At 28.8% G+C, this 21,390-nt stretch carries 24 protein-coding genes; 6 read left to right on the forward strand and 18 right to left on the reverse strand.

Annotation, left to right across the window (positions count from 1 at the left end; translation table 11 throughout):
• Positions 1-2 precede the first annotated feature (2 nt).
• Positions 3-1,133, reverse strand: a complete 1,131-nt coding sequence (locus ACPB8Q_RS02610; RefSeq protein ID WP_423793119.1) for an iron ABC transporter substrate-binding protein — start codon at positions 1,131-1,133, stop codon at positions 3-5.
• 116 nt (positions 1,134-1,249) lie between these two features.
• Between ACPB8Q_RS02610 and ACPB8Q_RS02615 the strand changes: the two genes are divergently transcribed.
• The gene (locus tag ACPB8Q_RS02615) at positions 1,250-4,768 is read left to right on the forward strand and encodes a DEAD/DEAH box helicase (RefSeq protein ID WP_423793120.1); all 3,519 of its coding nucleotides are present in this window, start codon (positions 1,250-1,252) and stop codon (positions 4,766-4,768) included.
• Here the strand turns inward: ACPB8Q_RS02615 and ACPB8Q_RS02620 are convergent.
• From ACPB8Q_RS02620 to modA, 15 genes are all read right to left on the reverse strand, one after another.
• On the reverse strand, positions 4,763-6,079 hold the full coding sequence (locus ACPB8Q_RS02620) for a nitrogenase component 1 (RefSeq protein ID WP_423793121.1): 1,317 nt from the start codon (positions 6,077-6,079) through the stop codon (positions 4,763-4,765). The two genes, ACPB8Q_RS02615 and ACPB8Q_RS02620, sit on opposite strands and share 6 nt — an antisense overlap.
• Positions 6,076-6,702: a hypothetical protein gene (locus ACPB8Q_RS02625; RefSeq protein WP_423793122.1), complete on the reverse strand. Its 627-nt coding sequence runs from the start codon at positions 6,700-6,702 to the stop codon at positions 6,076-6,078. Before ACPB8Q_RS02625 ends, ACPB8Q_RS02620 begins: the two co-directional genes overlap by 4 nt.
• 56 nt (positions 6,703-6,758) lie before the next feature.
• On the reverse strand, positions 6,759-6,944 hold the full coding sequence (locus ACPB8Q_RS02630) for a 4Fe-4S binding protein (protein ID WP_423793123.1): 186 nt from the start codon (positions 6,942-6,944) through the stop codon (positions 6,759-6,761).
• Positions 6,922-7,212 (reverse strand): hypothetical protein, encoded by a 291-nt coding sequence (locus tag ACPB8Q_RS02635; RefSeq protein ID WP_423793124.1) that lies wholly within the window; start codon positions 7,210-7,212, stop codon positions 6,922-6,924. The genes ACPB8Q_RS02630 and ACPB8Q_RS02635 overlap by 23 nt, the downstream gene beginning before the upstream one ends.
• A 2-nt stretch (positions 7,213-7,214) precedes the next feature.
• Positions 7,215-7,541 carry a hypothetical protein gene (locus tag ACPB8Q_RS02640; RefSeq protein ID WP_423793125.1) on the reverse strand — a complete coding sequence of 109 codons (327 nt, stop codon included), beginning with the start codon at positions 7,539-7,541 and terminating at the stop codon, positions 7,215-7,217.
• Between the two features lie 4 nt (positions 7,542-7,545).
• On the reverse strand, positions 7,546-8,940 hold the full coding sequence (locus tag ACPB8Q_RS02645; protein ID WP_423793126.1) for a nitrogenase component 1: 1,395 nt from the start codon (positions 8,938-8,940) through the stop codon (positions 7,546-7,548).
• Between the two features lie 22 nt (positions 8,941-8,962).
• Entirely contained in the window at positions 8,963-10,393 is a 1,431-nt protein-coding gene (locus ACPB8Q_RS02650) for a nitrogenase component I subunit alpha (protein WP_423793127.1), read from the reverse strand.
• Positions 10,394-10,421: 28 nt separating this feature from the next.
• Positions 10,422-10,808, reverse strand: coding sequence for a P-II family nitrogen regulator (locus ACPB8Q_RS02655; protein WP_423793128.1), 387 nt, complete (start codon positions 10,806-10,808; stop codon positions 10,422-10,424).
• A gap of 4 nt (positions 10,809-10,812) precedes the next feature.
• Positions 10,813-11,130 carry a P-II family nitrogen regulator gene (locus ACPB8Q_RS02660; RefSeq protein WP_423793129.1) on the reverse strand — a complete coding sequence of 106 codons (318 nt, stop codon included), beginning with the start codon at positions 11,128-11,130 and terminating at the stop codon, positions 10,813-10,815.
• Positions 11,131-11,140: 10 nt separating this feature from the next.
• Entirely contained in the window at positions 11,141-11,995 is an 855-nt protein-coding gene (gene nifH / locus ACPB8Q_RS02665) for a nitrogenase iron protein (RefSeq protein WP_423793130.1), read from the reverse strand.
• Positions 11,996-12,124: 129 nt separating this feature from the next.
• Positions 12,125-12,610 carry a homoaconitase small subunit gene (hacB, locus tag ACPB8Q_RS02670; protein ID WP_423793131.1) on the reverse strand — a complete coding sequence of 162 codons (486 nt, stop codon included), beginning with the start codon at positions 12,608-12,610 and terminating at the stop codon, positions 12,125-12,127.
• Between the two features lie 16 nt (positions 12,611-12,626).
• Positions 12,627-13,670 carry an ABC transporter ATP-binding protein gene (locus ACPB8Q_RS02675; protein WP_423793132.1) on the reverse strand — a complete coding sequence of 348 codons (1,044 nt, stop codon included), beginning with the start codon at positions 13,668-13,670 and terminating at the stop codon, positions 12,627-12,629.
• 2 nt (positions 13,671-13,672) lie between these two features.
• Positions 13,673-14,377: a Rossmann-like domain-containing protein gene (locus ACPB8Q_RS02680; RefSeq protein WP_423793133.1), complete on the reverse strand. Its 705-nt coding sequence runs from the start codon at positions 14,375-14,377 to the stop codon at positions 13,673-13,675.
• Between the two features lie 2 nt (positions 14,378-14,379).
• Complete coding sequence (locus tag ACPB8Q_RS02685; protein ID WP_423793134.1) at positions 14,380-15,168, reverse strand: ABC transporter permease; 789 nt, start codon at positions 15,166-15,168, stop codon at positions 14,380-14,382.
• Positions 15,169-15,176: 8 nt separating this feature from the next.
• Positions 15,177-15,944, reverse strand: coding sequence for a molybdate ABC transporter substrate-binding protein (gene modA, locus ACPB8Q_RS02690; protein WP_423793135.1), 768 nt, complete (start codon positions 15,942-15,944; stop codon positions 15,177-15,179).
• A gap of 130 nt (positions 15,945-16,074) precedes the next feature.
• On the opposite strand from modA, the gene ACPB8Q_RS02695 reads away from it, so the two are divergent.
• From ACPB8Q_RS02695 to gatA, 5 genes are all read left to right on the forward strand, one after another.
• Positions 16,075-16,644: an MBL fold metallo-hydrolase gene (locus ACPB8Q_RS02695; RefSeq protein ID WP_423793136.1), complete on the forward strand. Its 570-nt coding sequence runs from the start codon at positions 16,075-16,077 to the stop codon at positions 16,642-16,644.
• Between the two features lie 208 nt (positions 16,645-16,852).
• Positions 16,853-17,497 carry an IS6 family transposase gene (locus ACPB8Q_RS02700; protein WP_423793137.1) on the forward strand — a complete coding sequence of 215 codons (645 nt, stop codon included), beginning with the start codon at positions 16,853-16,855 and terminating at the stop codon, positions 17,495-17,497.
• Between the two features lie 21 nt (positions 17,498-17,518).
• Positions 17,519-17,935, forward strand: a complete 417-nt coding sequence (locus tag ACPB8Q_RS02705) for a winged helix-turn-helix domain-containing protein (RefSeq protein ID WP_423793138.1) — start codon at positions 17,519-17,521, stop codon at positions 17,933-17,935.
• 10 nt (positions 17,936-17,945) lie between these two features.
• Complete coding sequence (gene hypE, locus ACPB8Q_RS02710) at positions 17,946-18,938, forward strand: HypE family hydrogenase expression/formation protein (protein ID WP_423793139.1); 993 nt, start codon at positions 17,946-17,948, stop codon at positions 18,936-18,938.
• A gap of 10 nt (positions 18,939-18,948) precedes the next feature.
• The gene (gatA, locus tag ACPB8Q_RS02715) at positions 18,949-20,241 is read left to right on the forward strand and encodes an Asp-tRNA(Asn)/Glu-tRNA(Gln) amidotransferase subunit GatA (RefSeq protein WP_423793140.1); all 1,293 of its coding nucleotides are present in this window, start codon (positions 18,949-18,951) and stop codon (positions 20,239-20,241) included.
• A 10-nt stretch (positions 20,242-20,251) separates the two neighbouring features.
• Here gatA and ACPB8Q_RS02720 read toward each other — a convergent pair whose 3' ends face one another.
• Both ACPB8Q_RS02720 and ACPB8Q_RS02725 read right to left on the reverse strand, forming a co-directional pair.
• Positions 20,252-20,749, reverse strand: coding sequence for a 50S ribosomal protein L11 (locus ACPB8Q_RS02720; protein ID WP_423793141.1), 498 nt, complete (start codon positions 20,747-20,749; stop codon positions 20,252-20,254).
• 87 nt (positions 20,750-20,836) lie between these two features.
• A complete protein-coding gene (locus ACPB8Q_RS02725; protein ID WP_423793142.1) occupies positions 20,837-21,277 on the reverse strand; it encodes a transcription elongation factor Spt5 in 441 nt (146 codons plus the stop codon).
• Between the last annotated feature and the right edge of the window lie 113 nt (positions 21,278-21,390).

Consider the following 21,390-nt stretch of genomic DNA (forward strand, 5'->3'; position numbering starts at 1 on the left):
TTTTAATTATTAAATTCTAACTTTTTAAATCCACCTAATTTTTCCTTCATAATATTATAGACTGGTTTTCCTACTAAGAAAGCATAAATTTCATCTGCCTTTTCTTCTGGATTTATATCACTAAACTTTTCTGGATAAATTACTTTTCCAACATAATAAGCATCTGCCAATGCTGTTCCAATATTTGTAGTATAGAAATTGTAAGGCAATAGTCCATAAACATTTCCATTTTTAAAAGCTTTTAATGAATTATAGAATTCAGGATTTTTCTTATAATCCTCAATAACCAATTTTAATCCACCTTCATCAATAAATATAATATCAGGGTTCCATTTTAGTATTTGTTCCTTACTAACAAATACATGTCCTTCTTTATTTAACTCATCTGCAACATTTTTAGCATGAACTAATACAAATGGAGGATATTTACATTGAGTACTCTCAATTCCACGCATACCTTTGTATCCTATTCCTCCAACATATACACTTGGTTTTTTCTCATCTGGAATATCTTTTGTTCTATTTTCTAAATCATTTTCACAATATTTTATAAATTTAATAACATCTTCAGCTCTTTTTTCTTTGTCTAAAATCATTCCTGCAAGTTTTAAAGATTTAAATAAATCTTCATTATCAAAAGTAGCCAACTTTCCATAGCTTAAAACAACTACAGGAATTCCAGTTTTTTGTTGTAACTCTTCAACATCTTCTTTGGGCATATATGTAACAAAAATTACATCTGGTTTTACTTGCATTATTGCTTCTGGATTTGGTTTTGGACTTGGTCCTCCTTGTCCAATTGTAGGTAATTCGGCAAGTTCTGGATGAGCAATTCTATAAGGTCTTCCCCATGGTGTCCATTTTTTCTCAGCATCTTCAACTCCTACAACTTTATCTGTTGCATTCAAATATACAATCAATCTTAAACATCCTGGACCAAGACATACTATTCTATTTACTTCTTTTGGAACTTCTACAACTCTTCCATACAAATCTGTAATTTTAATTACTTCTGGGTTGATATGTTTCTCTATGTTGCTTGATTCTATGTTATTTGATTGACTAACACACCCTGAGAACAATAAACCAGCTATTATCAGAATTATCATTTTTTTCATCATTTTATCATCCATTTTTTCTTTTATTTATGAGTAAATAATAACAAAAGATATTTTGTTAATAACATATAACCTATATATATTTTTATGTGGTAAAAATTAAGTCAAAAATTTTATTAGGTTAAAGAATTATGAAGAAAGTTTTTAGCATTTTAAAGGATATAGGTATTGATGAGCTTAGACCTCCTCAAAAAAAGGCTATTGATTTAGGAATATCAGATAAAAATAAAAATTTTATAATTTCAATTCCTACAGCATCTGGGAAGACATTAATTGGGGAAATAGCTTTAATAAACCATCTTTTAGATGAAGACAAGAAACCAACAGGTAGGAAAGGGATTTTTATAGTCCCTTTAAAGGCATTAGCTTCTGAAAAATATGAAGATTTCAAAAATAAATATGAAAAATTTGGACTAAGAGTTGCTTTATCTATTGGAGATTATGATGAAGATGAAGATTTAAGCAACTATCATCTAATAATTACAACTGCTGAAAAACTTGATTCTTTATGGAGGCATAAAATTGATTGGTTAGATGATATATCTATTGTAGTTGTAGATGAGATTCACTTAATCAATGATGATACAAGAGGAGGAACATTAGAGATTTTATTAACAAAACTAAAAAATTTAGATGTTCAAATTATTGGCCTATCTGCTACAATTGGCAATCCTCATGAATTAGCCAATTGGTTAAATGCTGAACTTCTCTTAGATGATTGGAGACCAATAGAGTTAAAGAAAGGAATTTATAAAAATGGAGAAATTGAATATATAAATGGGGAAATTAAGAAGATTAATGAAAAAGGAGATGATATATATAAGTTAGTTGTTGATTGTGTAAAAGATGGAGGAAGTTGTTTAGTTTTTTGCAATACTAAAAGAAATGCTGTTAATGAAGCCAAAAAATTAGATTTAAGAAGATATTTAACAGAAGAAGAAAAAGAGAAATTAAAAAAGATTGCTAATGAAATACTATCTATTTTAGAGCAGCCAACTGAGTTATGTAAAACATTAGCCAACTGTATTTTAAAAGGAGTAGCTTTCCATCATGCAGGACTAACATATCAGCATAGGAAAATTGTTGAAGAAGCTTTCAGAAAGAGGTTAATTAAAGTTATATGTTGTACTCCAACACTATGTCTAAATGCAAACACTGAAATACTGCAGGAGAGTGGATTTAGAAAAATCACAGATTTAAACAAAAATGAAAAAGTTTTTGCACTGTGTGGAAATGAAATAAAACCAATAGATGGTTGGAAAGTTCATAGAACACCACAACATCCATATAACATTGTTGTAAAAACAGTAAATAGTTTGAAAATTACCACAACTCCAAATCATATATTTTTGGTTAAAGAAAGTGGTCCTTTAAAAGAAAAGGAAGCAAAAGATTTAAAAGTTGGGGATTATGTAGCAACTGTTGATAGAATAAGAGTTAAGGAGAAAAATATAGGACTATCTTATGGAGACCTTTACTTTATTGGATACTTTATAGGTGATGGTTATACAGGAGTTATAAAAAAAGATGTATTTAATGGTAGCCCTGACCTTGCATTTAATCCAAAGTATCCACCAAATTTTGATGATTCTGAACTTCACAAAAAATATTTTTTGAAATGTAGAGTATCTAATGGTGTTGCTCATTATAGGTATTCAAAAAAACTAAGAAAACTCTTTAATAAATTAAATTTACTTACAAAAGATAACAAAAATATTGATGTATTTTGTAACCTTACATTGGATAAGCTATCATATCTTATTGCCGGTTTATTTGATAGTGATGGATATGTAAATTCAAATGCAAAATATATTGAATTTTATTCGATATCTGAAAAGTTGGTCAAACAATTACAATTTGTATTGTTAAGATTTGGTATTCATGCCAGTATTAGAAAAAAGAAAACTGAAACTATAACATCTCCAACAAATGGAAAAGAATACAAATGTAAAGATATTTATGTATTGTCAATTAGAGATTTTATGAGTATAAAAAGATTTTATGAAAATATTCCATTAAGACATGAAGAGAAGAGAAAAAAATTAGAAAAAATTGTAAAAAGTAAGGAAATTGCTAAAATATGGTGTGATTGTGGATTTAGTGTTGATTTAACTATGTTTAAACCAAGAACTAAAAGGCAGAGAGAATTAAATAAAAAGCGTGTAAAATTACTTTTTGAGCTGTTAGATGGGAAAAAGTTAATTACAAACTATGAAGAGTATTTCTCAAAAAGAAAAAATCCACATTTTGAATTTATTGTAAGAGAAAATGTTGGTGGTAATAAAAAAGGAGTATATTATTCTCTAAATAATAAAGGAAAGATTTTAATGAATCTTCTTAATAAAAATATCGAAAATAAAAATAATTTAGATGAGATATATAACTTTTTGGTAAATCTTAAAAATTGCCCGATTTGTGGAAAACCAATTCATAAAGTGATAAGACATAGCTGGAAAAAAGAGTGCTATGATGGAGACATTTATTGGGATAAAATTAAAGAAATTAAAAAGATAAAAGTAAATGACAAATATGCTTATGATATAGAACTGCCTGATGATGGATTGAATAGTCATTATATTGTAGCAAATGGATTTATAGTGCATAACTCTGCTGGACTTAATGTTCCATGTAGAAGAGCTATAATAAAAGATTTAAAAAGATATACAAATGAAGGAATGAGATATATTCCAATAATGGAAGTCCAGCAATGCATAGGAAGAGCTGGAAGACCAGGATATGATGAGTATGGAGAAGGAATAATTTTAGCTAAAAACAATAGAGATTATTTAAGAGCTATTCAAATATTGACTCAAAATCCTGAACCAATATATTCAAAACTCTCCAATCAAGCTATTTTAAGAACTCAAATTTTAGGTTTAATAACAACAGGAGAAGTTTTAGATGAGTATGATTTAGAAGAGTTTATTAAAAATACATTTTATGCTCATCAGTTTGGAAATTTAGATTATGTAATTGAAAATATTAAGGAGGTTATAAGATTTTTAGAAGAGAACAATTTTATAAAAAATTTTGTCCCAACAGAATTAGGAAAAAGAGTTTCTGAGTTATATATAGACCCATTATCAGCTAAGTTTATAATAGATGGATTAAAAAAAGATATTAAAGATGAACTCTACTATCTCTATTTAATATCTAAAACTATAGAAATGAGACCTTATCTAAGAGTTTATAGGAATGAAGAGTTTGAACTAATCAATGAGATGAGAAATTATAACATTGATTTTATTGAGTATGAGGACTTAGAGGCTTTTAAGACAGCTAAAATGTTATATGATTGGATTAATGAACTTCCAGAAGACAAAATTTTAGAAAAATATAAGATTGAACCAGGAATTTTGAGGTATAAGGTTGAGAATGCAATATGGCTTATGCATGCAGTAAAAGAAATATCTAAAATAATTGGAAAAGATACAGAAATTCCTGAAAAGTTGGAGATAAGATTGGAGTATGGAGCTAAAGAGGATATAATTGAACTTTTAAAAATAAAACATATAGGTAGAGTAAGAGCAAGAAAGCTATACAATGCAGGTATTAAAAGTGTTGAAGATATTATAAACAATCCTAAAAAAGTTTCTTCTATAATTGGAGAGAAGATAACTAAAAAGATTTTAGATGAAATTGAATTATAAAATTTTGAATTTTCTTTCCCCATCATTTAAAATTGTCCAAATTGGATGATAGATACATTTATAAATTTCTCTTGCAAAATTTAAAAATCCTTCAAATCCAGTAAATGGATAGAAATCTTGTGGAAATGATAAAAAAGGAATTCCATATTTAACTGCCATATACTTCTCTTTAGTTCCTCCAATAAATATATCAGGTTTTTTATGTTTAAATATTAATTCTAAATCTATTTTTGATGCATCATCTACAAAAAGAGTATTGTCTTCTACATTTCTATAAGCCTCTATATAATCTTCCAAATCACCAAATTGTGAGCCAATAGATATAACTTCCATTCCTAAATCTTTAAAAGCTGATGATAACATACCAATTTTTGAAGCTCCCATAAAAATACCTACTTTTTTTCCATTTAGTTTTTCTATATAAAAATCTAATTTATCCTTTATCTTTTTAGTTTCATTGTCAATAATCTCTTTTCCAACTTCTTTAATTTTAAAGAATTTAGCTATCTTCATTATAGAATCTATTGTATTACTTAAACCTATGAATGAAACATTTAATTTTGGAATTCCATACTTTCTTTCCATATATTCAGCAATATACTTCCCAGTTCTTTTACAATGCACAAGATTTAACTTAGCATTTTTAGCATTTTTTATATCTTCAACAGAACAATCTCCTGTAAATGTTGCTATAACTTCAATTCCCATCTTATTTAATATATCCTTAATTACTCTTGTTTCATTACTAATATTATATTCACCAATAATATTAACTGTGAGCTTGTCTCTAAATTCATCTTTAAATTCTCCTTTATCTATTAATTTAAATATTGAAATTATTGCAATTTCATGACCTTTTGATTGATGATATCCACAAAATCCAGGACAAAATATAGGAATCACTGGAATATTTAAAGATTTTTCAGCATCTTCACATATCTTTTTGATATTATCTCCAATTAGAGAAGATACACATGTCGCATAAACAAATATAGTATCTCCTTTTAGTTCATTATAAGCTTCTATTATTGTATCATAAAGTTTTTTTTCACAACCATATATTACATCAATAGTTTCCATATCAGTAGATACAATATTATATGATTTTTTTCTTACATTTTGGCCATAAAATGCACATCCAATAGGAGAATGAATTATATGAATAGTATTTTTTATTGGAGCTAATATCCATCTTACTCCATAATATGGACAACTCCTTTGTGTAATACTTCCAGGAGAAGACTTTTTATTTGTTGTAGGAAGTCCATATTTTTTTAAAGTAATTTTATAAGGAAGGACTCTTATTTTCATACTATCTCCTTTTTTAATATGTTTATTAACAAACTGTAATCTTTAAAATTCTCATCAGGAGGATGTAAAATATACAAAGAACCATTTTTGAATATTTTAATACCTAAAATATCTCCTTCATTATTGAGAAGTATTGGCCTGTAATCAAGATATTCATAATCACAAATTAATGATAATGTATCTACCAATCCTAACTTACCATTTTCATCATTAACTTCATATATATGGGAATATTCCTTAATCAGCTCAGAATATGTTGGTAATTCATTGGATATAATATCAGTTCCCTCCTTATCTTTAACAACAAATGTGTCTCTAACTAAATGTTTCATTAAGTAGTGTTCCATAATTCTGCCTTTTGAGATATTTTTGAAATATGGGTCAATAACTACAACATTTGAGCCATTTTCTAATATTTCCTTTATTTTTATGTCTTTTAGTATTGTAATAACACTTGATTGATTTGCTGAATAAGAACTTAAATTTTTAAAAAATAGGGGCATATACACAATAGTTAAATCATATTTTGCAATATCTATTTGGTTAAATGGTATGAATAAACAATCTTCAGCATCATAAGAATCCACATTATTAATTTCTTTTCCTAAGAATAGAACTTTCATATTATTCACCATTTAGGAATTAGGTTACCTATTTCCAAATTATAAAATAAAAAAAATTACTCTTCTAAGATAATTGCATTAGTAGGACAAACATCTTTACAAACTCCACAAAGAGTACATTCTTCTTCTCTTGCTACAACTACTTTATCTCCTTGAATTTCAAAAACTTCCATAGGACAGTTATTTACACATTCTGCACAATCTGGACCTCTGCATAAGTCATAGTTTATTTGTATAACCAACAATACCACCTAATGAGAATCTAATTTTCAAAGCAATCATTTTTAGAATGTTAATGAATCTGTCCAAATTTAAATTAATATGTATATAGTTAAAGTCATAAGGAATGTCATAGGAATTATAAACCATTATTCTGTCTCCTTTCTTTATATTATTAGGAACTGGAACATTTATTTCTCTAACTACACCATCTATTTCAATTAGGGGAACTTTTAAATTATTATTTACAATTTTAAATCCTCTAAATGTCCCAATTTTACCATAACACATAATTACTCACTCTCCCTAACTTTAAATAACCAATCTATATTATATTTTTTTAATTCATCTTTTATAAATTCTATTATATCATCTGGAACTCCATATTTTTTCAGGTCTTCTACATTTTCAAGTTCTTCAGGTTTTCCATATCCACTTTCTATCTCATCTATTAAATATTTAGCAACTATCCCAGGAATATTTTTAACTTTCACTGCTTCAAAAAGTATAGAATTCTCATGAGGAATTTTATCTTCCTTTATGTAGAATACTATACAATGGAAATCATCACCTTCAACAATATTCCCATATTCATCATATTTCTTAAATTCAACTATCATCATATCACTGTTGTTTTTGGTCCCATGGTATTTGTGTATCTAATATAGTATTAACTATATCATCAAATAATCTTAAACTACCCATATATCCAACTATTGGCCATCTAAAATGCCCTACTCTATCATAAATTGGAAATCCTACTCTTACTAAACCAATATTTAAGTCATCTGCTAACCTTTTTCCACCTCTTGGATGACCAATTAATAAATCAACTCCTATCTTTTTAACAGATTTTTCAAAGTCCCATAAATCAGAATATTGCACTTCTATGTCTATATTATATTTTTCTGCTATCTTTTCCATATCTTTTTTGTAAGTTGTAGATGGAGTTTGAGTATTTACAACTACTGGTTTTAGTCCCATCTCACATGCAAATCTTGATAATGCAACTACAAAATCTGGGTCTCCAAATATTCCAACCTTCTTGTCCATTGTATAATGTACTGTATCAACAATTGCATCTATTAATTTACCTCTTTCATCTAACAATTTATCAGGAATGTCTAATCCAGTTATCTTTGCAATATTGATAATAAACTCATCAGTATTCTCTATCCCTATTGGTAATCCATAATATACAGGAATTTTGTATCTTCTTTGTAAGAATAAAGCTCCTCCACCTCCAGCATGTCTGCATAATACAAATATTGCCTTAGCATTTATTAACTCTTCAAATTCTTCAACTTTTGTTCCACCTTTTGGATAATATGGAACCTCTTTTATTGGCTCTCTTAAAGGTTGATATAAGGTCTCTGAAATATCAAATAAAACTGAATAATCTTTTCCTTCTTTTAATTCAAACATTTCAAATATTCTTTTTATTTCTAAAATGTCTCCAGGATTTACTCCAAATCCAGGAACTATAAATATTTTCCCATCTTTATCTTCATCTCTTTTTTTTCCAGCTGTAAAGTATTGGAAGAATGCTTTAACAGCATTATCATATCCTTTTACATGACTTGATTGATATGATGGACAATGAACTGGAATTATTGGCAGTTTTGCTTTTTCTTCTCCAAATTCTTTAGCTATCTTCTTCCTAGCAGCTCTAATAAATGCTTCTATGTCATCTCCAATTGTTTCAGAGGAACATGTTGTAACAACTGAAATTAAATCTGGATCATATCTTGCTACTAAATTTCTAATTCCCTCAACTAAATTCCTCATTCCTCCATATACTGCTGCATCTTCATGAAATGATGCAACTGCAATAGTTGCTGGTTCTCTAAAATGTCTATTAAATGTATATCTTACATAAGTACAACAACCTTGAGAACCTTGAACAAAAGGAATTCCCCTATGAACTCCTAAGGTTGCCCACATTGCACCAATTGGTTGGCATGTTTTGTTTGGGTTTATAGTCCCTGCTCTCTGTTTTTCAACATAAGTAATTCCCATAAATATCACCAAAAAATTAAATTTAAGAATTTTTCTTAAATTCTTTGAATTTTTCTTCACCTTCTTTTAAAATATTCCAAATTGGATGATAAACTGCTTTATAAATATCTCTTGCAAAATTAACAAATCCTTTGAAGCATGCATAGGGTCCTTGTTCATAACTGTGAGAGTTAATTGTTGGAACTCCATACTTTCTAAATAAATATCTCTCTTTCAATCCTGTAAGCATGAAATCTGGTTTGTATTTAGCCACTGCTTCCTCTAATTCTAATTCATTTGGAGCATCAATAACCAAAGTTCCTTTTAGTCCAGCCTTTTTTAAGTTTTTATTCAACTTTTCATAATCATCTTCATGTGCAAATGTACAACATGCTACTACAACATCTATTCCCAACTCTTTCATAACTCTAATCCAATGCCATGTTCTTGGACCTCCAACATAAATTAGACATCTTTTTCCTTCTAATTTAGATTTATAAAACTCTAATTGTGGCTTAATAGCTTCTAATTCTTCTTCTATAACTTTCTCTACCCTATCCATTGGAATTCCTAATACTTCGGCAGTTTTTCTTAAAGCCTCAGCTGTTTGTTCTATTCCAAAGAGTGAAACCCAAATTTTTGGAATATTGAAGCCATCTTCTATCAATTCAGCAATATAGTTGGCAGACCTTTGACAATGGACAATATTTAATTTAACATCTGGTAATTTGAATAAATCATCTAATGATGCATTTCCAGTAAATACAGCTACAATTCTACATCCAATTTTTTCAAATAACTCTTTTATAACTGCAACATCCCAATCCATATTGTAATCTCCAATTATTGCAACGTCATAAGGAGTTTTTTCTTCCTCTTTTAAACATTTTTCTGGATATCTTTCTCTTGCTTTTTTTAGCCATCTATAAAATGATATATTAAAGACGTGATGTCCTTTTGATTGTGAAACTCCTGCATATCCTGGACAATTACATACAAATACTGGTTTTCCTATTTTTTCTTCTACTTTTCTTGCTACTGCATCTAAATTATCTCCAATTAGTCCAGAAGTGCATGTAGCATAAATAAAAATACCTTTTGCTTCTGGAAATTCTTTTATAGCTTCTAAACATGCCTTTTCTAATTTCTTTTCACCGCCATAAACAACATCAGCCTCTTGCATATCTGTTGTAAAGCAGTATCTTCTATGTAGTTCATTGTCTGACAGATTTCTTCTTGTTCCCCATGTGTAATATGCACATCCAACTGGTGAATGAACCATATGAATAACATCTTTTACAGGCCCACCTACGACTCCTCTACTTCCTGCAAAGGAACAACCTCTCTCAGTTAAATCTCCTGGAACTGTTTTAATATTACATGCAGGAATTATTTCCTCCTCTGGGTCATAAATGTAGGTGTGTTTCATTCTTTCAGGGATTGGTTTGTCACAATCTAACAAAACAAATGGCATTTTTTCACCTTTAATTTTAACTTTAATTTTAATTTCCTATAGCTTCTTCTCCAAATTCTCCAGTTCTAATTCTAATAGCTTCTTCTGTAGGTATAACAAATATTTTTCCATCACCTGGCTTTCCTGTCCTGTTTATTTTTGTTATAATGCCTATAACCAATGGAACATCTTCATCATTTACTACAATTGATAACATTCTTTTTGGAATATATTTTATTTTTAGCCCTAATTTTTCACCTTCTTCTATTATTTTTTCTTTATCAATTCCTTCTGGAAGATATGCATCAATATAACCTTTTTCTTTTCCTCTACCAAAACATTTAATAATCGTTAAAGCAGGAAATCCAACAGCTTCAAGTGCTTTAACTGTCTGAGATACTTTATTAGGTCTAATAATTGCTAAAATTTCTTTCATTTTCTCACAACTCTTTACTTCCAGTTCTTATAGTATAGACCTCATCAATTGGCTGTATGAAAATTTTTCCATCTCCATAATTTCCAGTGTGTGCATTAGTTTTTATAATATTAACAACTTCATCAACTTCATCATCATTAACACCAATCAGCAACAAAGTTTTTGGAAGTTCATCATAAAATATCTCTCCAATTTTTATTCCCCCTTGTTTTCCTCTACCAACAACATCAATCTTTGTAAATGATGGATATCCTGCTTTTTCTAAGGCATCTATTACATCATCAGTTTTTTCAGGCCTGATAATAGCTTTTATTAGTTTCAAATTTTCACCTTTAATCAACTATTCCATATTTCTCAACTAATTTTTCAAGTTCTTCCATAGATAATGGTGTTGGAACAACTAACTCATCATTGTCCATAATTTTCTTACCTAATTTTTTATATTCATGAGCTTGTGGATGGTCTGGAGCAAATTCAACAACTGTCATCTTGTTAAATTCAGCTTTTTGGACAATATTATCTCTTGGTATAAAGTGAATTAATTTAGTTCCTAATTTATCACAGAATTCTTCCATTAACTCTTTTTCGCCATCTACTTTTCTTGAATTACAGATAATTCCTCCCAATCTAACTCCAGATTGTTCTGCATATTTTAATATACCTTTAGCTATGTTGTTAGCTGCATAGATTGCCATCATTTCTCCTGAAGATACTATATATATTTCCTTTGCTAATCCATCCCTTAATGGCATTGCGAATCCTCCACAAACAACATCCCCAAGAACATCAAAGAATAAGAAATCTAAATCATCAGGATATCCTCCTAATTCTATCATCAAATTAACAGCAGTTATAACCCCTCTTCCAGCACATCCTACTCCTGGTTCTGGACCTCCAGATTCTACACACAAGATACCTCCAAATCCTACTTTTCTTACTTTTTCTAATGTAACTCCTTCTTCTCCTTCTTCTCTTAATACATCCATAACAGTTTCTTGTGGTTTTCCATGAAGAATCATTCTTGTAGAATCTGCTTTTGGGTCACAACCATGAATCATTCCTTTTAAATTGTAGTAGTATGCTAATGCTGCTGCTGTATTTTGTGTTGTGGTTGATTTACCAATACCTCCTTTACCATAAATTGCTACTTTTTTTGCATTTGGAGCAATTTCATCATACATTGACATACTATATCACCTTATTTTTTTGTTAGGTAGTAGGAAGCTTATTTCCTATTGACAATAATATTATTGTCAATAATTAATATATAAAGTTTTCGGTAATAAGAAACTTTATTCCTAAACATGTAAAAAAAATTAAGATTTGTATTTCATCTTAAAATAGTAAATTAGCCCACCAGCATTAAGAATCTCTCTTTCAATGCCCTTAGGAGATGAACATTTAATAGTTTTATTTTTATTTAAAATCTTTATTTCCTCTTTATCTAAATCTATCTCAATAATATCTCCTTCCCCTATCTCATCAGTATTTGCCAATATTGGAATTAATCCGTTATTTATTGCGTTTCTATAAAAGATTCTTGCAAAACTTTTAGCTACAACCGCTTGAATTCCTAAGTATTTTATAGACAGAACAGCTTGCTCTCTTGAAGAACCACATCCAAAATTTTCTCCTGCAACTATTATATCTCCTTCTTTAACTTTCTTTGAAAAATCTTTGTCTATTCCATACATACAATACTTAGCCAACTCATAAGGATTTGTTGTTTTTAAATAAGCTCCTGGAATTATTATGTCTGTGTCTATATCATCCCCAAATTTCCAGACTCTTCCTTTTATCATTCTTCCACCAAAAATTTTAGTTTTGTATAACAACAGAAGAAGATATTGATATTTTAACTCTCATTCCTTTCCTTAGATTCATCCTATTAGCTTTTGACCTTATAACTTCACAAATTAGTTCTACACCATCAACATCTAAAATAGCTCTAACAGTTGATAAACTTAGATGATATACATCAACTATCTTTGCATCAAATAGATTGTATTTATTATAATGATATCTACATCCTTTTTCTCCTACTAACATAATATCCTCAGGTCTTATGGCTAAAATTGCATCTCCTTCATTATAAGGCTCATTGAGATAGATATCTAAACCCCCTCTAAAAATATATTGGTTATCTTCTTTCTTAATTTTTCCTTTTAAGAAGTTCTTATATCCAACAAATCTTGCAACAAATTCGTTTTTTGGATTAGTTATGATATCATCTATTTCCCCAAATTGTTCAATCTTTCCATTTCTTATTATTGAGAGTTTATTGGCTAATGCTATAGCTTCAATGAAGTCATGAGTGACATGAATAAATGTAATATCAGTATTACTATGAAGTTTTTTTAGTTCCAATATTAAATTTTCATGAGTTAATCTATCCAATGCATTTAATGGTTCATCTAATAAAATAACCTCTGGCTCTACTACTAATGCTCTGGCCAAAGCTACTCTTTGCTGTTCTCCATTACTTAGTGTATTAGGCTTTCTATCTAAGAGATGAGTTATATTTAGTTGCTCAGCTATTTCATAAACTTTTTCTTCTCTTAATTTTTTGTCTTTTATTCCAATTCCTATATTTTCCCTAACATTTAAATGGGGAAATAGATATTTTCCATGACACATTACTATTTTTCTTTTGTTTAATGGTGTATCTGTTATATCTTCTCCATTTAAGTAAATTCTTCCATCATCAGGTTTTCTGAATCCTGCTATAATTTCTAATAAAGTAGTTTTTCCACTCCCACTCGGTCCTAAAACAACAAAATAATCATTTTTATTTATTGTGAGTTCATCAATTTCAAGTGTAAAATATGCTAACTTTTTTTTTAGGTTATCTATTGTTAGCATAATTATCTACCATATATACAAAATCTTTCTAAGTTCAATAATTTAGCCAATCCTGCTATAGAAGTGCCATAGAAAATAATTTTTTTATTGTATTTTTTGGCTAAATTGAAAATATCTTCAAAAGTTCCATTAACAATTGTTGAACCAGTAGCTAAAATAACATCTGAATTTTTTATTAAATCTTCATTATACTTTCCATGAATAATTTTAGCTCCATATTTTATTTTTCCAATATTTTCAGGATTCAAATCACTAACTATAACATTTTCAGTTCCAAAGTTATTAACAATCTCTTTAACAAATGCAGGTTGGAAGCCTATAATCCCTATTTTTTTTGGTTTTAGTTCTTTTAAATATTTAACCAATTCTTTTGCACATTTTTCTGGTTCATCTCCAGTGCAATGAACTGTCTTATCCACAAAATTTAAATATCTCATAACTGCATTTATAGCAGCTATTAGCTCTGCTCTATTTCCATTTTTTATTAGCTCTTCAATAGTTCCCACAAACTCTTTTGGTTTATCTGTGAATGCATCCCCATAACAGCCCTTAAAATTAGCTCTCAATAAAACTTCTTTTCCACTCATTAGTGGATAATCTCTTATTTTGGATATATCTAACTTGGTATCTGCTATCTTAATCTCAATTTCCTCATTTAGTAGATTGTTCTTTTCTGCAAGTTCTTTTAGTATCTCCCTAAAATCCATAATTAACACCATTTATATGATAATATAAGTTTTATTAGTAAGATAACAAAAATAGCAATAATAATATGAATTATAGCAATACACAAAGCTAAATTTATATTACAAATTGAGAAATTAAGAAATATGGCAATTGGTAAAGTTTCTGTTTTCATTTTTATAGCTCCAGCAATCATTAGAGTAGCTCCAAACTCCCCAATAGCTCTTGCCCAACCTAAAACAATTCCTGCAAGTATTCCACTTTTTGCCATTGGTAAAGTCACTTTTAAGAAAGTTTCCCATCTACTTAATCCTAAACTTTGGGCAATATATTCATACTTAATGTCAATGTTTTCAAATATTGCTCTTGTTGTTTTTATTATAAATGGAGTGGCAATAATAAACTGTGCTAAAACTATTCCTGTAGGATTAAATAAAAAATTGATTAAATTGTTAGATATCCACTTACCAAAAATGGTATTTCCTAAAAATAATAGAAGACCAAAACCTAAAACTAATGGAGGTAATAATATAGGTATATGTATCAAACTATCTAAAAGTTCTTTTCCTCTAAACTTGAATCTTGCTAAACTGTATCCAGAAGGCACTCCAACTAATAAAGAGAATAATATTGCAATAATAGATGTTTTTAAACTTAAAGTAGCTGAAAATAATACTTCATTAGAAAATAGAGCATCTATAAAGTTATTTAATGATGTATTCAATAGTATTGCGAATAAGATAGCAAATAATATAATTGAAAAAAAAATTAATGGCATATTTATAATATATACAAATTCTTTGTCTTTGAACATAACTATCCCTAAATGACTTCAAATCCATATTTTTTAAATATCTTCTTTCCATCTGTTATTACAAAATTGTAAAATTTCTCAGCAGCTTCTTTATTTTTAGTTGTGGATAGTATTGCTATTGGAATAGTTTTTATAACATTGTATTTTGGAGATATATCAATTATATCCACTTTATCCTTGTTCTCAATTGCATCTGCCCTCCAAACAATTGCAGCATCTACTTGTTTCTCCATAACATAAAATAAAACTTGCTTTACAGTAGCTCCTTTTACAACTACATTTTTATTGATTTTTTCTGAAATTCCTGGATAATCTTTGTCTAACTTTTCAAATATCTTATTAGTTGCTCTACCAATTGCAATATTACTATCTCCTAATGCTATTTTCACACCTGGTTTTGCTAAATCAAGTATTGAAGTTATATGTTTTGGATTCCCTTTTTGTACAACAATAACAGGAATATGCTTTGTTATGTTTGTATAGTTCAGAATCATACCTTTCTTTTTTAACTCATTTACATAGTATAAAGCCCCTGGCATAAAGATATCTCCACTTTTTGAGCTTAAAATTTGAGAATATAAATATCCACTTCCTGCATAGGTATATTCAACCTTTATTCCATACTTTTTCTCAAAAAGCTTCCCAATTTCATCCATTGGCTCTTGCATTCCAGCTCCAACATATGCATGTATTACCTCTTTTGAATTTTCTTTATTTGTGCATCCACAAATGCTAACTAATAAAAGTATGGGAATAATGATTAGAATTTTTTTCATAATCTCACAAAGAAAATTTTTATAACATTTATAGGAATTAGGTTTCCTACTTCCTAAATATATTATAGAAAACTATATATAAAACTTACGGTATAAGGTAAGATAGTTCCTAACATATTGGTGATAGAATATGTTACATCTTATATATGAAGGTGATAGAAAATCTTCATCAGTAACTTTAATAATAACAGAAGAACACAATATTATTGTAGATACATCAACCAAAGATAAAAAGGATTTAATTATCTCTAAACTCAAAGAGCTAAATTTTGAACCAAAAGATATAGATATAATAATAAATACCCATATTCACAAAGGACATACTGAAAATAATGATTTGTTTGAAGATGCTAATATATATGCTTCTGCACATGAATGTATAAAAAAATGTGATGGATGTATGTTATATTCAGAAATTGATGAAATTTATGGATTTGAACCAATAGAAAAATTTCCTAATGAAGAAATAACAATAATAAAAACTCCTGGACATACTTATGGTTCTATATCAGTATTATATGAAGATTATATAATTGTTGGAGATGCTGCTCCTTTGAAAGAAAATATATTAAATAATAAAGTTCCAGAAAATATTGTTGATTTCAGAGCTGCAAAAGGAAGTATAAGAAGAATAAAAATGCTAAAAAAGAATATTATAACTGGTCATGAAGGAATTGTTTATGTAAATGAATACTTATAATAATATAATGTACTTAATGACAATATAATTCTAATATTTAATTTATTTTATTTTTTAATCTTAATTTTATTTTATTATAACTAAGTTATACTCCAATTGTTACCAAATATATTATAATTTGTTTTTAGTTATATTTTTAATCTACTTAATGGAGAGTGGAGAGTGTCAAGTTAAGCTTTTATTAATAATTGATAAAAAATAATAAAATATGAAGCTCACGATAGAAGTCTTAAAGGAGAGAATCGAAGAGGAGAAGATTTTTAAAAGGAATAAGAAGTCGATAGAAGTTAAAATCTTAGCTGGGATTTTGTATTATCTTGGACTATCGTTGAGGAAGGTAAGTTTGTTTCGTTCCCAATTCGAAAGTATAAGCCATGAGTCGGTTAGGACTTATTATCACAAGATTAAAGATGTTTTAAACGAACCTGAAAGAAAGGAAAGATACGCAATTGCAATCGATGAGACCAAACTAAAGATTGGAAATGAAAATATTTACGTATGGTCTGCTATTGATGTTGAATCGAAAGAGTGCTTGGGAGTTTATGTTTCTGAAACAAGAAACTGCCTCGATACTATATTATTCGTTAAGAGTATATTAAAATTTTGCTCTAATAAGCCGAAGATTTTGGTCGATGGTGGAAGATGGTATCCGTGGGCATTGCAAAGATTGGGTTTAGAATTTGAAAGAGTCAGATTCGGACTGAGAAATTGTGTAGAAAGCTTTTTCTCACTACTCAAACGAAGAACTAAAGCATTTTATAATAGGTTTCCTAATAACAGCAAATTCGATACAGTTGTTAGCTGGATTAAAAGTTTCATGATGTTCTACAATTGGTTGAAGTCGTTAACTTGACAGTGTCTGGGGTTATTATCTATGAAAGTTAAATATAAGGTATGGATTGAGAAAGATGATAAATTTATTATTGGAGAGGGTGGAATAAAAATATTGAAAAGTATAGATAAACATAAGAAACTAACTAAGGTAGCTAAGGAACTAAATATGTCTTATAAGTTTGTCTGGAACTATATAAAAAAAATTGAGAATAATTTAAAGGATTGTATTGTTGTTACACATAGAGGAGGAGCAAACAAGGGATATACTGAATTAACAGAAAGAGGTAAAGAGCTTATAAAAATATTTGACTATTATAAAAATTTGTTTGATAAGCTATTAAATAACAACTACTACTCTGGAAGGATAATAAAAATAAATGAAAATAAAATTATTGTAGAAGTAGATAATCCAAAAAATTTAAAAGAAAATGATAAAATTATAATCATAAAAGAATGAGGTTGATTAAATGAAAATAACTAAGCTTCATGGTGCTGGAGGAACTGTAATGCAACAACTAATTAAAGATTTAATTTTAAACAATATTGAGCTAAAATCAGCTGGTTCTTTGTCTTTGGATGATTTAGATGATTCATCAACTATAAAAATTTTTGATAATGAAATAGCTCTAACAACTGACAGCTATACTGTAAATCCTATATTTTTCAAAGGAGGAGATATTGGTAGATTAGCTGTCTCTGGGACTGTTAATGACTTAGCTGTTGTTGGTGCTAAACCATTAGCTTTAACACTCTCATTCATACTTCCTGAAGGTTTTGAATATGAAAAGTTAGAGAGAATAGTTAAATCAATAAATGAAACATCTAAAGAAGCAGAAGTCCCTATAATAACTGGGGATACAAAAGTATCAGATAGTGTTAATGATATTGTAATAAATACATCTGGAGTAGGGATAGTTAAAAAGCTTTTAAAGGATAGTAATGTTAAAGAAGGAGATGCTATAATAATATCTGGAAATATAGCTGAGCATGGATTAGCTATTCTATTGGAAAGAGAGGGCTTTGAATTTGAGACAAATATAAAATCTGATGTCTCTCCACTAAATAAGATGATTGAGGAAATTTTAGATTTAGATATTCATGCAATGAAAGACCCTACAAGGGGAGGAGTAGCTAATGCACTAAATGAATTAGCAGAGAAGAGTAATATAGGAATTGTTATAGAGGAAGATAAATTACCAATCAGTGAAGAAGTTAAAGGTTTGTGTGAAATATTGGGATTAGACCCATTAACAATAGCAAATGAGGGAAAGGTTATTATAGCAGTTAATAGAGATGATGCAGAAGAGTGTTTAAGAAGATTAAGAAAAACAAAATATGGAAAAAATGCTGAAATAGTGGGATATGCAACAAAGGAACATAAAGGAGTATTGCTTGATACTGGTATTGGTAAGAGAATTATTGACTCTCCAATTGGAGACCCAATACCAAGAGTGTGCTGAGGGATAGTAAATGATAGTTGAAAGAGTTGAAGAATATTTAGAAAGAATAGAAAAAAACAAAGATTTAAATGCATTCTTAGAGATAAATGAGAATATAGTAGAAGAAGCAAAAAAATTAGAGAAAGATGAAAAAGCTAAGAAAAAGCCACTTTATGGAAAAGTTGTTGCTATAAAAGCAAATATTAATGTTGAAGGTTATACAATTTCTTGTGCTTCTAAAACTTTGGAGAACTATATAGCTCCTTATGATGCAACAGTTGTAAAAAAATTAAAAGATGCAGGAGCTTTAATAATAGGAATAACAAACATGGATGAGTTTGCCTGTGGAAGTTCAGGAGAAACTTCTTATTTTGGACCAACAAAAAACCCTAAGGCAAAGGATAGAATTCCAGGAGGTTCTTCAAGTGGAAGTGCAGCAGCAGTTGCTGCTGATTTATGTGATTTTGCATTAGGAAGTGATACAGGAGGTAGTATTAGAAATCCATCATCCCATTGTGGTGTTGTTGGCTTTAAACCAAGTTATGGAGTTGTTAGTAGATATGGATTAGCTGATTTGGCTATGAGTTTAGACCAAATAGGACCAATAACAAAAACAGCAGAAGATGCTTTATTATTAACAAATATAATAAAAGGTTTAGATGATAAAGATAATACAACAGTTGAAACCCCAGAATATAAAAAGAAAGATATTAAGGGCTTTAAAGTTGGAGTTGTTAAGGAGTTTATGAAAGTTACTGATGAGAAAATAATGAATAAGATAGAAAAGGCCATTGATGTCTTTAAAGATTTAGGTTGTGAGATAGTTGAGCTAAGCTATAAATATATTGATTTAGCTCTTCCAACATACTATTTAATAAATTATGTTGAGTTCTTCTCTGCAACAAGAAAATATGATGGAAGAAGATATGGATATAGAATAGAAGAAGTTTGTGGAGATGAAGTTCTAAGAAGAATAACAATAGGTTCAATAATTAGCCAAAAAGAGTACAGTGGAAAATACTACAAAAAAGCTCTAAAAGCAAGAAATATAATGAGAAATGAAATATTTAGAATATTAAAAGATATTGACATTATTGTTTCTCCAACTGTTCCAAAACTACCTCACAAATTAGGAGAAAAGTTATCTCCAATGGATATGTATAGTTATGATGTCCTAACAGTTATAGCAAACTTAGCAGGACTACCAGCAGGAACAATTCCAGCTGGAGATATAAATGGAATTCCAGTAGGATTACAAATTATGGCTAAGCCATTTGAAGATGAAAAAGTTTTAAGTGCAATGATTGCATTTGAAAAAAGTTAAAAAATTAAAATTATTCTTTATTTTCATATTTTTTAAATAATTCATCATATTTCCCTTCATTAATCTCTTTTGTTACTTCTTTTGGGTCTTTTCCTTCAACAGTAACTCCCATTGAACCACAAGTTCCAATAACTTCTTTTGCTGCATTTTTTAATGTGTAAGATAGCATAGAATCAAATTTCATTTTAGCTATTTTAATTACTTGTTCCATTGTTAAATTTCCAACAACTTCATGTCTTGGTTCATGAGCAGCTGTTTCAATTCCAAGCTCTTTCTTTATTAATGCAGATGTTGGAGGAATTCCAACCTCTATCTCAAATGTTCTTTTTTCAGTATCAACAATAACCTTAACTGGAACTTGCATTCCTTCATATTCTTTTGTTCTCTTGTTTATCTCATTAACTACTTGCATTACATTAACTCCTAATGGACCTATTGCTGGACCAAGTGGTGGCCCTGCAGTTGCTTTCCCTCCAGTAACTAATACTTCAACAACCTCCTTAGCCATAAATCTCACCTAATTTATCTAATATTATAATTAATTATAAAAAAATAAGATTTAGTGTTATGAAATATAAATAACAAATATATAAAGTTATTCCTTCTTTTTAATAATTTTTACATTTTCAACTGGAACAGTTATAGGGATAGGGACAGCAGCATTCTCTAATTCTAATGTAACTTCTTCTTTATTTTTATCAACTCTAATAACTTTAGCCCTTTCTCCCTTAAATGGACCAGCAATAATCTCTACTAAATCTCCTTTCTCTAAGCTTTCAATAATTCTTTTTGGAGTTAGTAACGGCTCAACCTCTTCAATTGTTATAACTCCTTTAACCATTCCTCTAACTCTTGGCATTCCTTTAATGAGTTCTTTAACTTCATCCTCATTCTCAGCTTCAACTAACAAATATCCTTTTAAATTTTCTGTTGCTAATATGGCATATACATTTAGTTGTTCTTTTTCTGCCTTTTTGGCTAATAAATTTGCTATATTCTTTTCTTGTCCTGATATTGTCCTAATAGCAAAAATCATATTAATATCACCAAAAAATGAATTATTTTCTATTTAAAAGTTTTTAAATTTATTGTTATAAAAATAGTATAAGGTAATTAGTGGTTTAAAGTATATAAACATTATTTTTAAAG

It is taken from the genome of Methanocaldococcus indicus (assembly GCF_049554935.1).
Lineage (GTDB): Archaea > AGJL01 > Methanococci > Methanococcales > Methanocaldococcaceae > Methanocaldococcus > Methanocaldococcus indicus.

Coding starts and splice junctions, on each gene's coding strand:
- gatA (WP_423793140.1), top strand. CDS start 18,949: ATGATAGTTGAAAGAGTTGAAGAATATTTAGAAAGAATAGAAAAAAAC.
- ACPB8Q_RS02615 (WP_423793120.1), top strand. CDS start 1,250: ATGAAGAAAGTTTTTAGCATTTTAAAGGATATAGGTATTGATGAGCTT.
- hypE (WP_423793139.1), top strand. CDS start 17,946: ATGAAAATAACTAAGCTTCATGGTGCTGGAGGAACTGTAATGCAACAA.
- ACPB8Q_RS02720 (WP_423793141.1), bottom strand. CDS start 20,749: ATGGCTAAGGAGGTTGTTGAAGTATTAGTTACTGGAGGGAAAGCAACT.
- ACPB8Q_RS02650 (WP_423793127.1), bottom strand. CDS start 10,393: ATGCCATTTGTTTTGTTAGATTGTGACAAACCAATCCCTGAAAGAATG.
- ACPB8Q_RS02725 (WP_423793142.1), bottom strand. CDS start 21,277: ATGATTTTTGCTATTAGGACAATATCAGGACAAGAAAAGAATATAGCA.
- ACPB8Q_RS02640 (WP_423793125.1), bottom strand. CDS start 7,541: ATGATAGTTGAATTTAAGAAATATGATGAATATGGGAATATTGTTGAA.
- ACPB8Q_RS02610 (WP_423793119.1), bottom strand. CDS start 1,133: ATGGATGATAAAATGATGAAAAAAATGATAATTCTGATAATAGCTGGT.
- modA (WP_423793135.1), bottom strand. CDS start 15,944: ATGAAAAAAATTCTAATCATTATTCCCATACTTTTATTAGTTAGCATT.
- nifH (WP_423793130.1), bottom strand. CDS start 11,995: ATGTCAATGTATGATGAAATTGCTCCAAATGCAAAAAAAGTAGCAATT.
- ACPB8Q_RS02695 (WP_423793136.1), top strand. CDS start 16,075: ATGTTACATCTTATATATGAAGGTGATAGAAAATCTTCATCAGTAACT.
- ACPB8Q_RS02700 (WP_423793137.1), top strand. CDS start 16,853: ATGAAGCTCACGATAGAAGTCTTAAAGGAGAGAATCGAAGAGGAGAAG.
- hacB (WP_423793131.1), bottom strand. CDS start 12,610: ATGATAAAAGGAAGAGTCTGGAAATTTGGGGATGATATAGACACAGAC.
- ACPB8Q_RS02620 (WP_423793121.1), bottom strand. CDS start 6,079: ATGAAAATAAGAGTCCTTCCTTATAAAATTACTTTAAAAAAATATGGA.
- ACPB8Q_RS02645 (WP_423793126.1), bottom strand. CDS start 8,940: ATGGGAATTACTTATGTTGAAAAACAGAGAGCAGGGACTATAAACCCA.
- ACPB8Q_RS02685 (WP_423793134.1), bottom strand. CDS start 15,168: ATGTTCAAAGACAAAGAATTTGTATATATTATAAATATGCCATTAATT.
- ACPB8Q_RS02705 (WP_423793138.1), top strand. CDS start 17,519: ATGAAAGTTAAATATAAGGTATGGATTGAGAAAGATGATAAATTTATT.
- ACPB8Q_RS02680 (WP_423793133.1), bottom strand. CDS start 14,377: ATGGATTTTAGGGAGATACTAAAAGAACTTGCAGAAAAGAACAATCTA.
- ACPB8Q_RS02625 (WP_423793122.1), bottom strand. CDS start 6,702: ATGAAAGTTCTATTCTTAGGAAAAGAAATTAATAATGTGGATTCTTAT.
- ACPB8Q_RS02675 (WP_423793132.1), bottom strand. CDS start 13,670: ATGCTAACAATAGATAACCTAAAAAAAAAGTTAGCATATTTTACACTT.
- ACPB8Q_RS02635 (WP_423793124.1), bottom strand. CDS start 7,212: ATGTGTTATGGTAAAATTGGGACATTTAGAGGATTTAAAATTGTAAAT.
- ACPB8Q_RS02655 (WP_423793128.1), bottom strand. CDS start 10,808: ATGAAAGAAATTTTAGCAATTATTAGACCTAATAAAGTATCTCAGACA.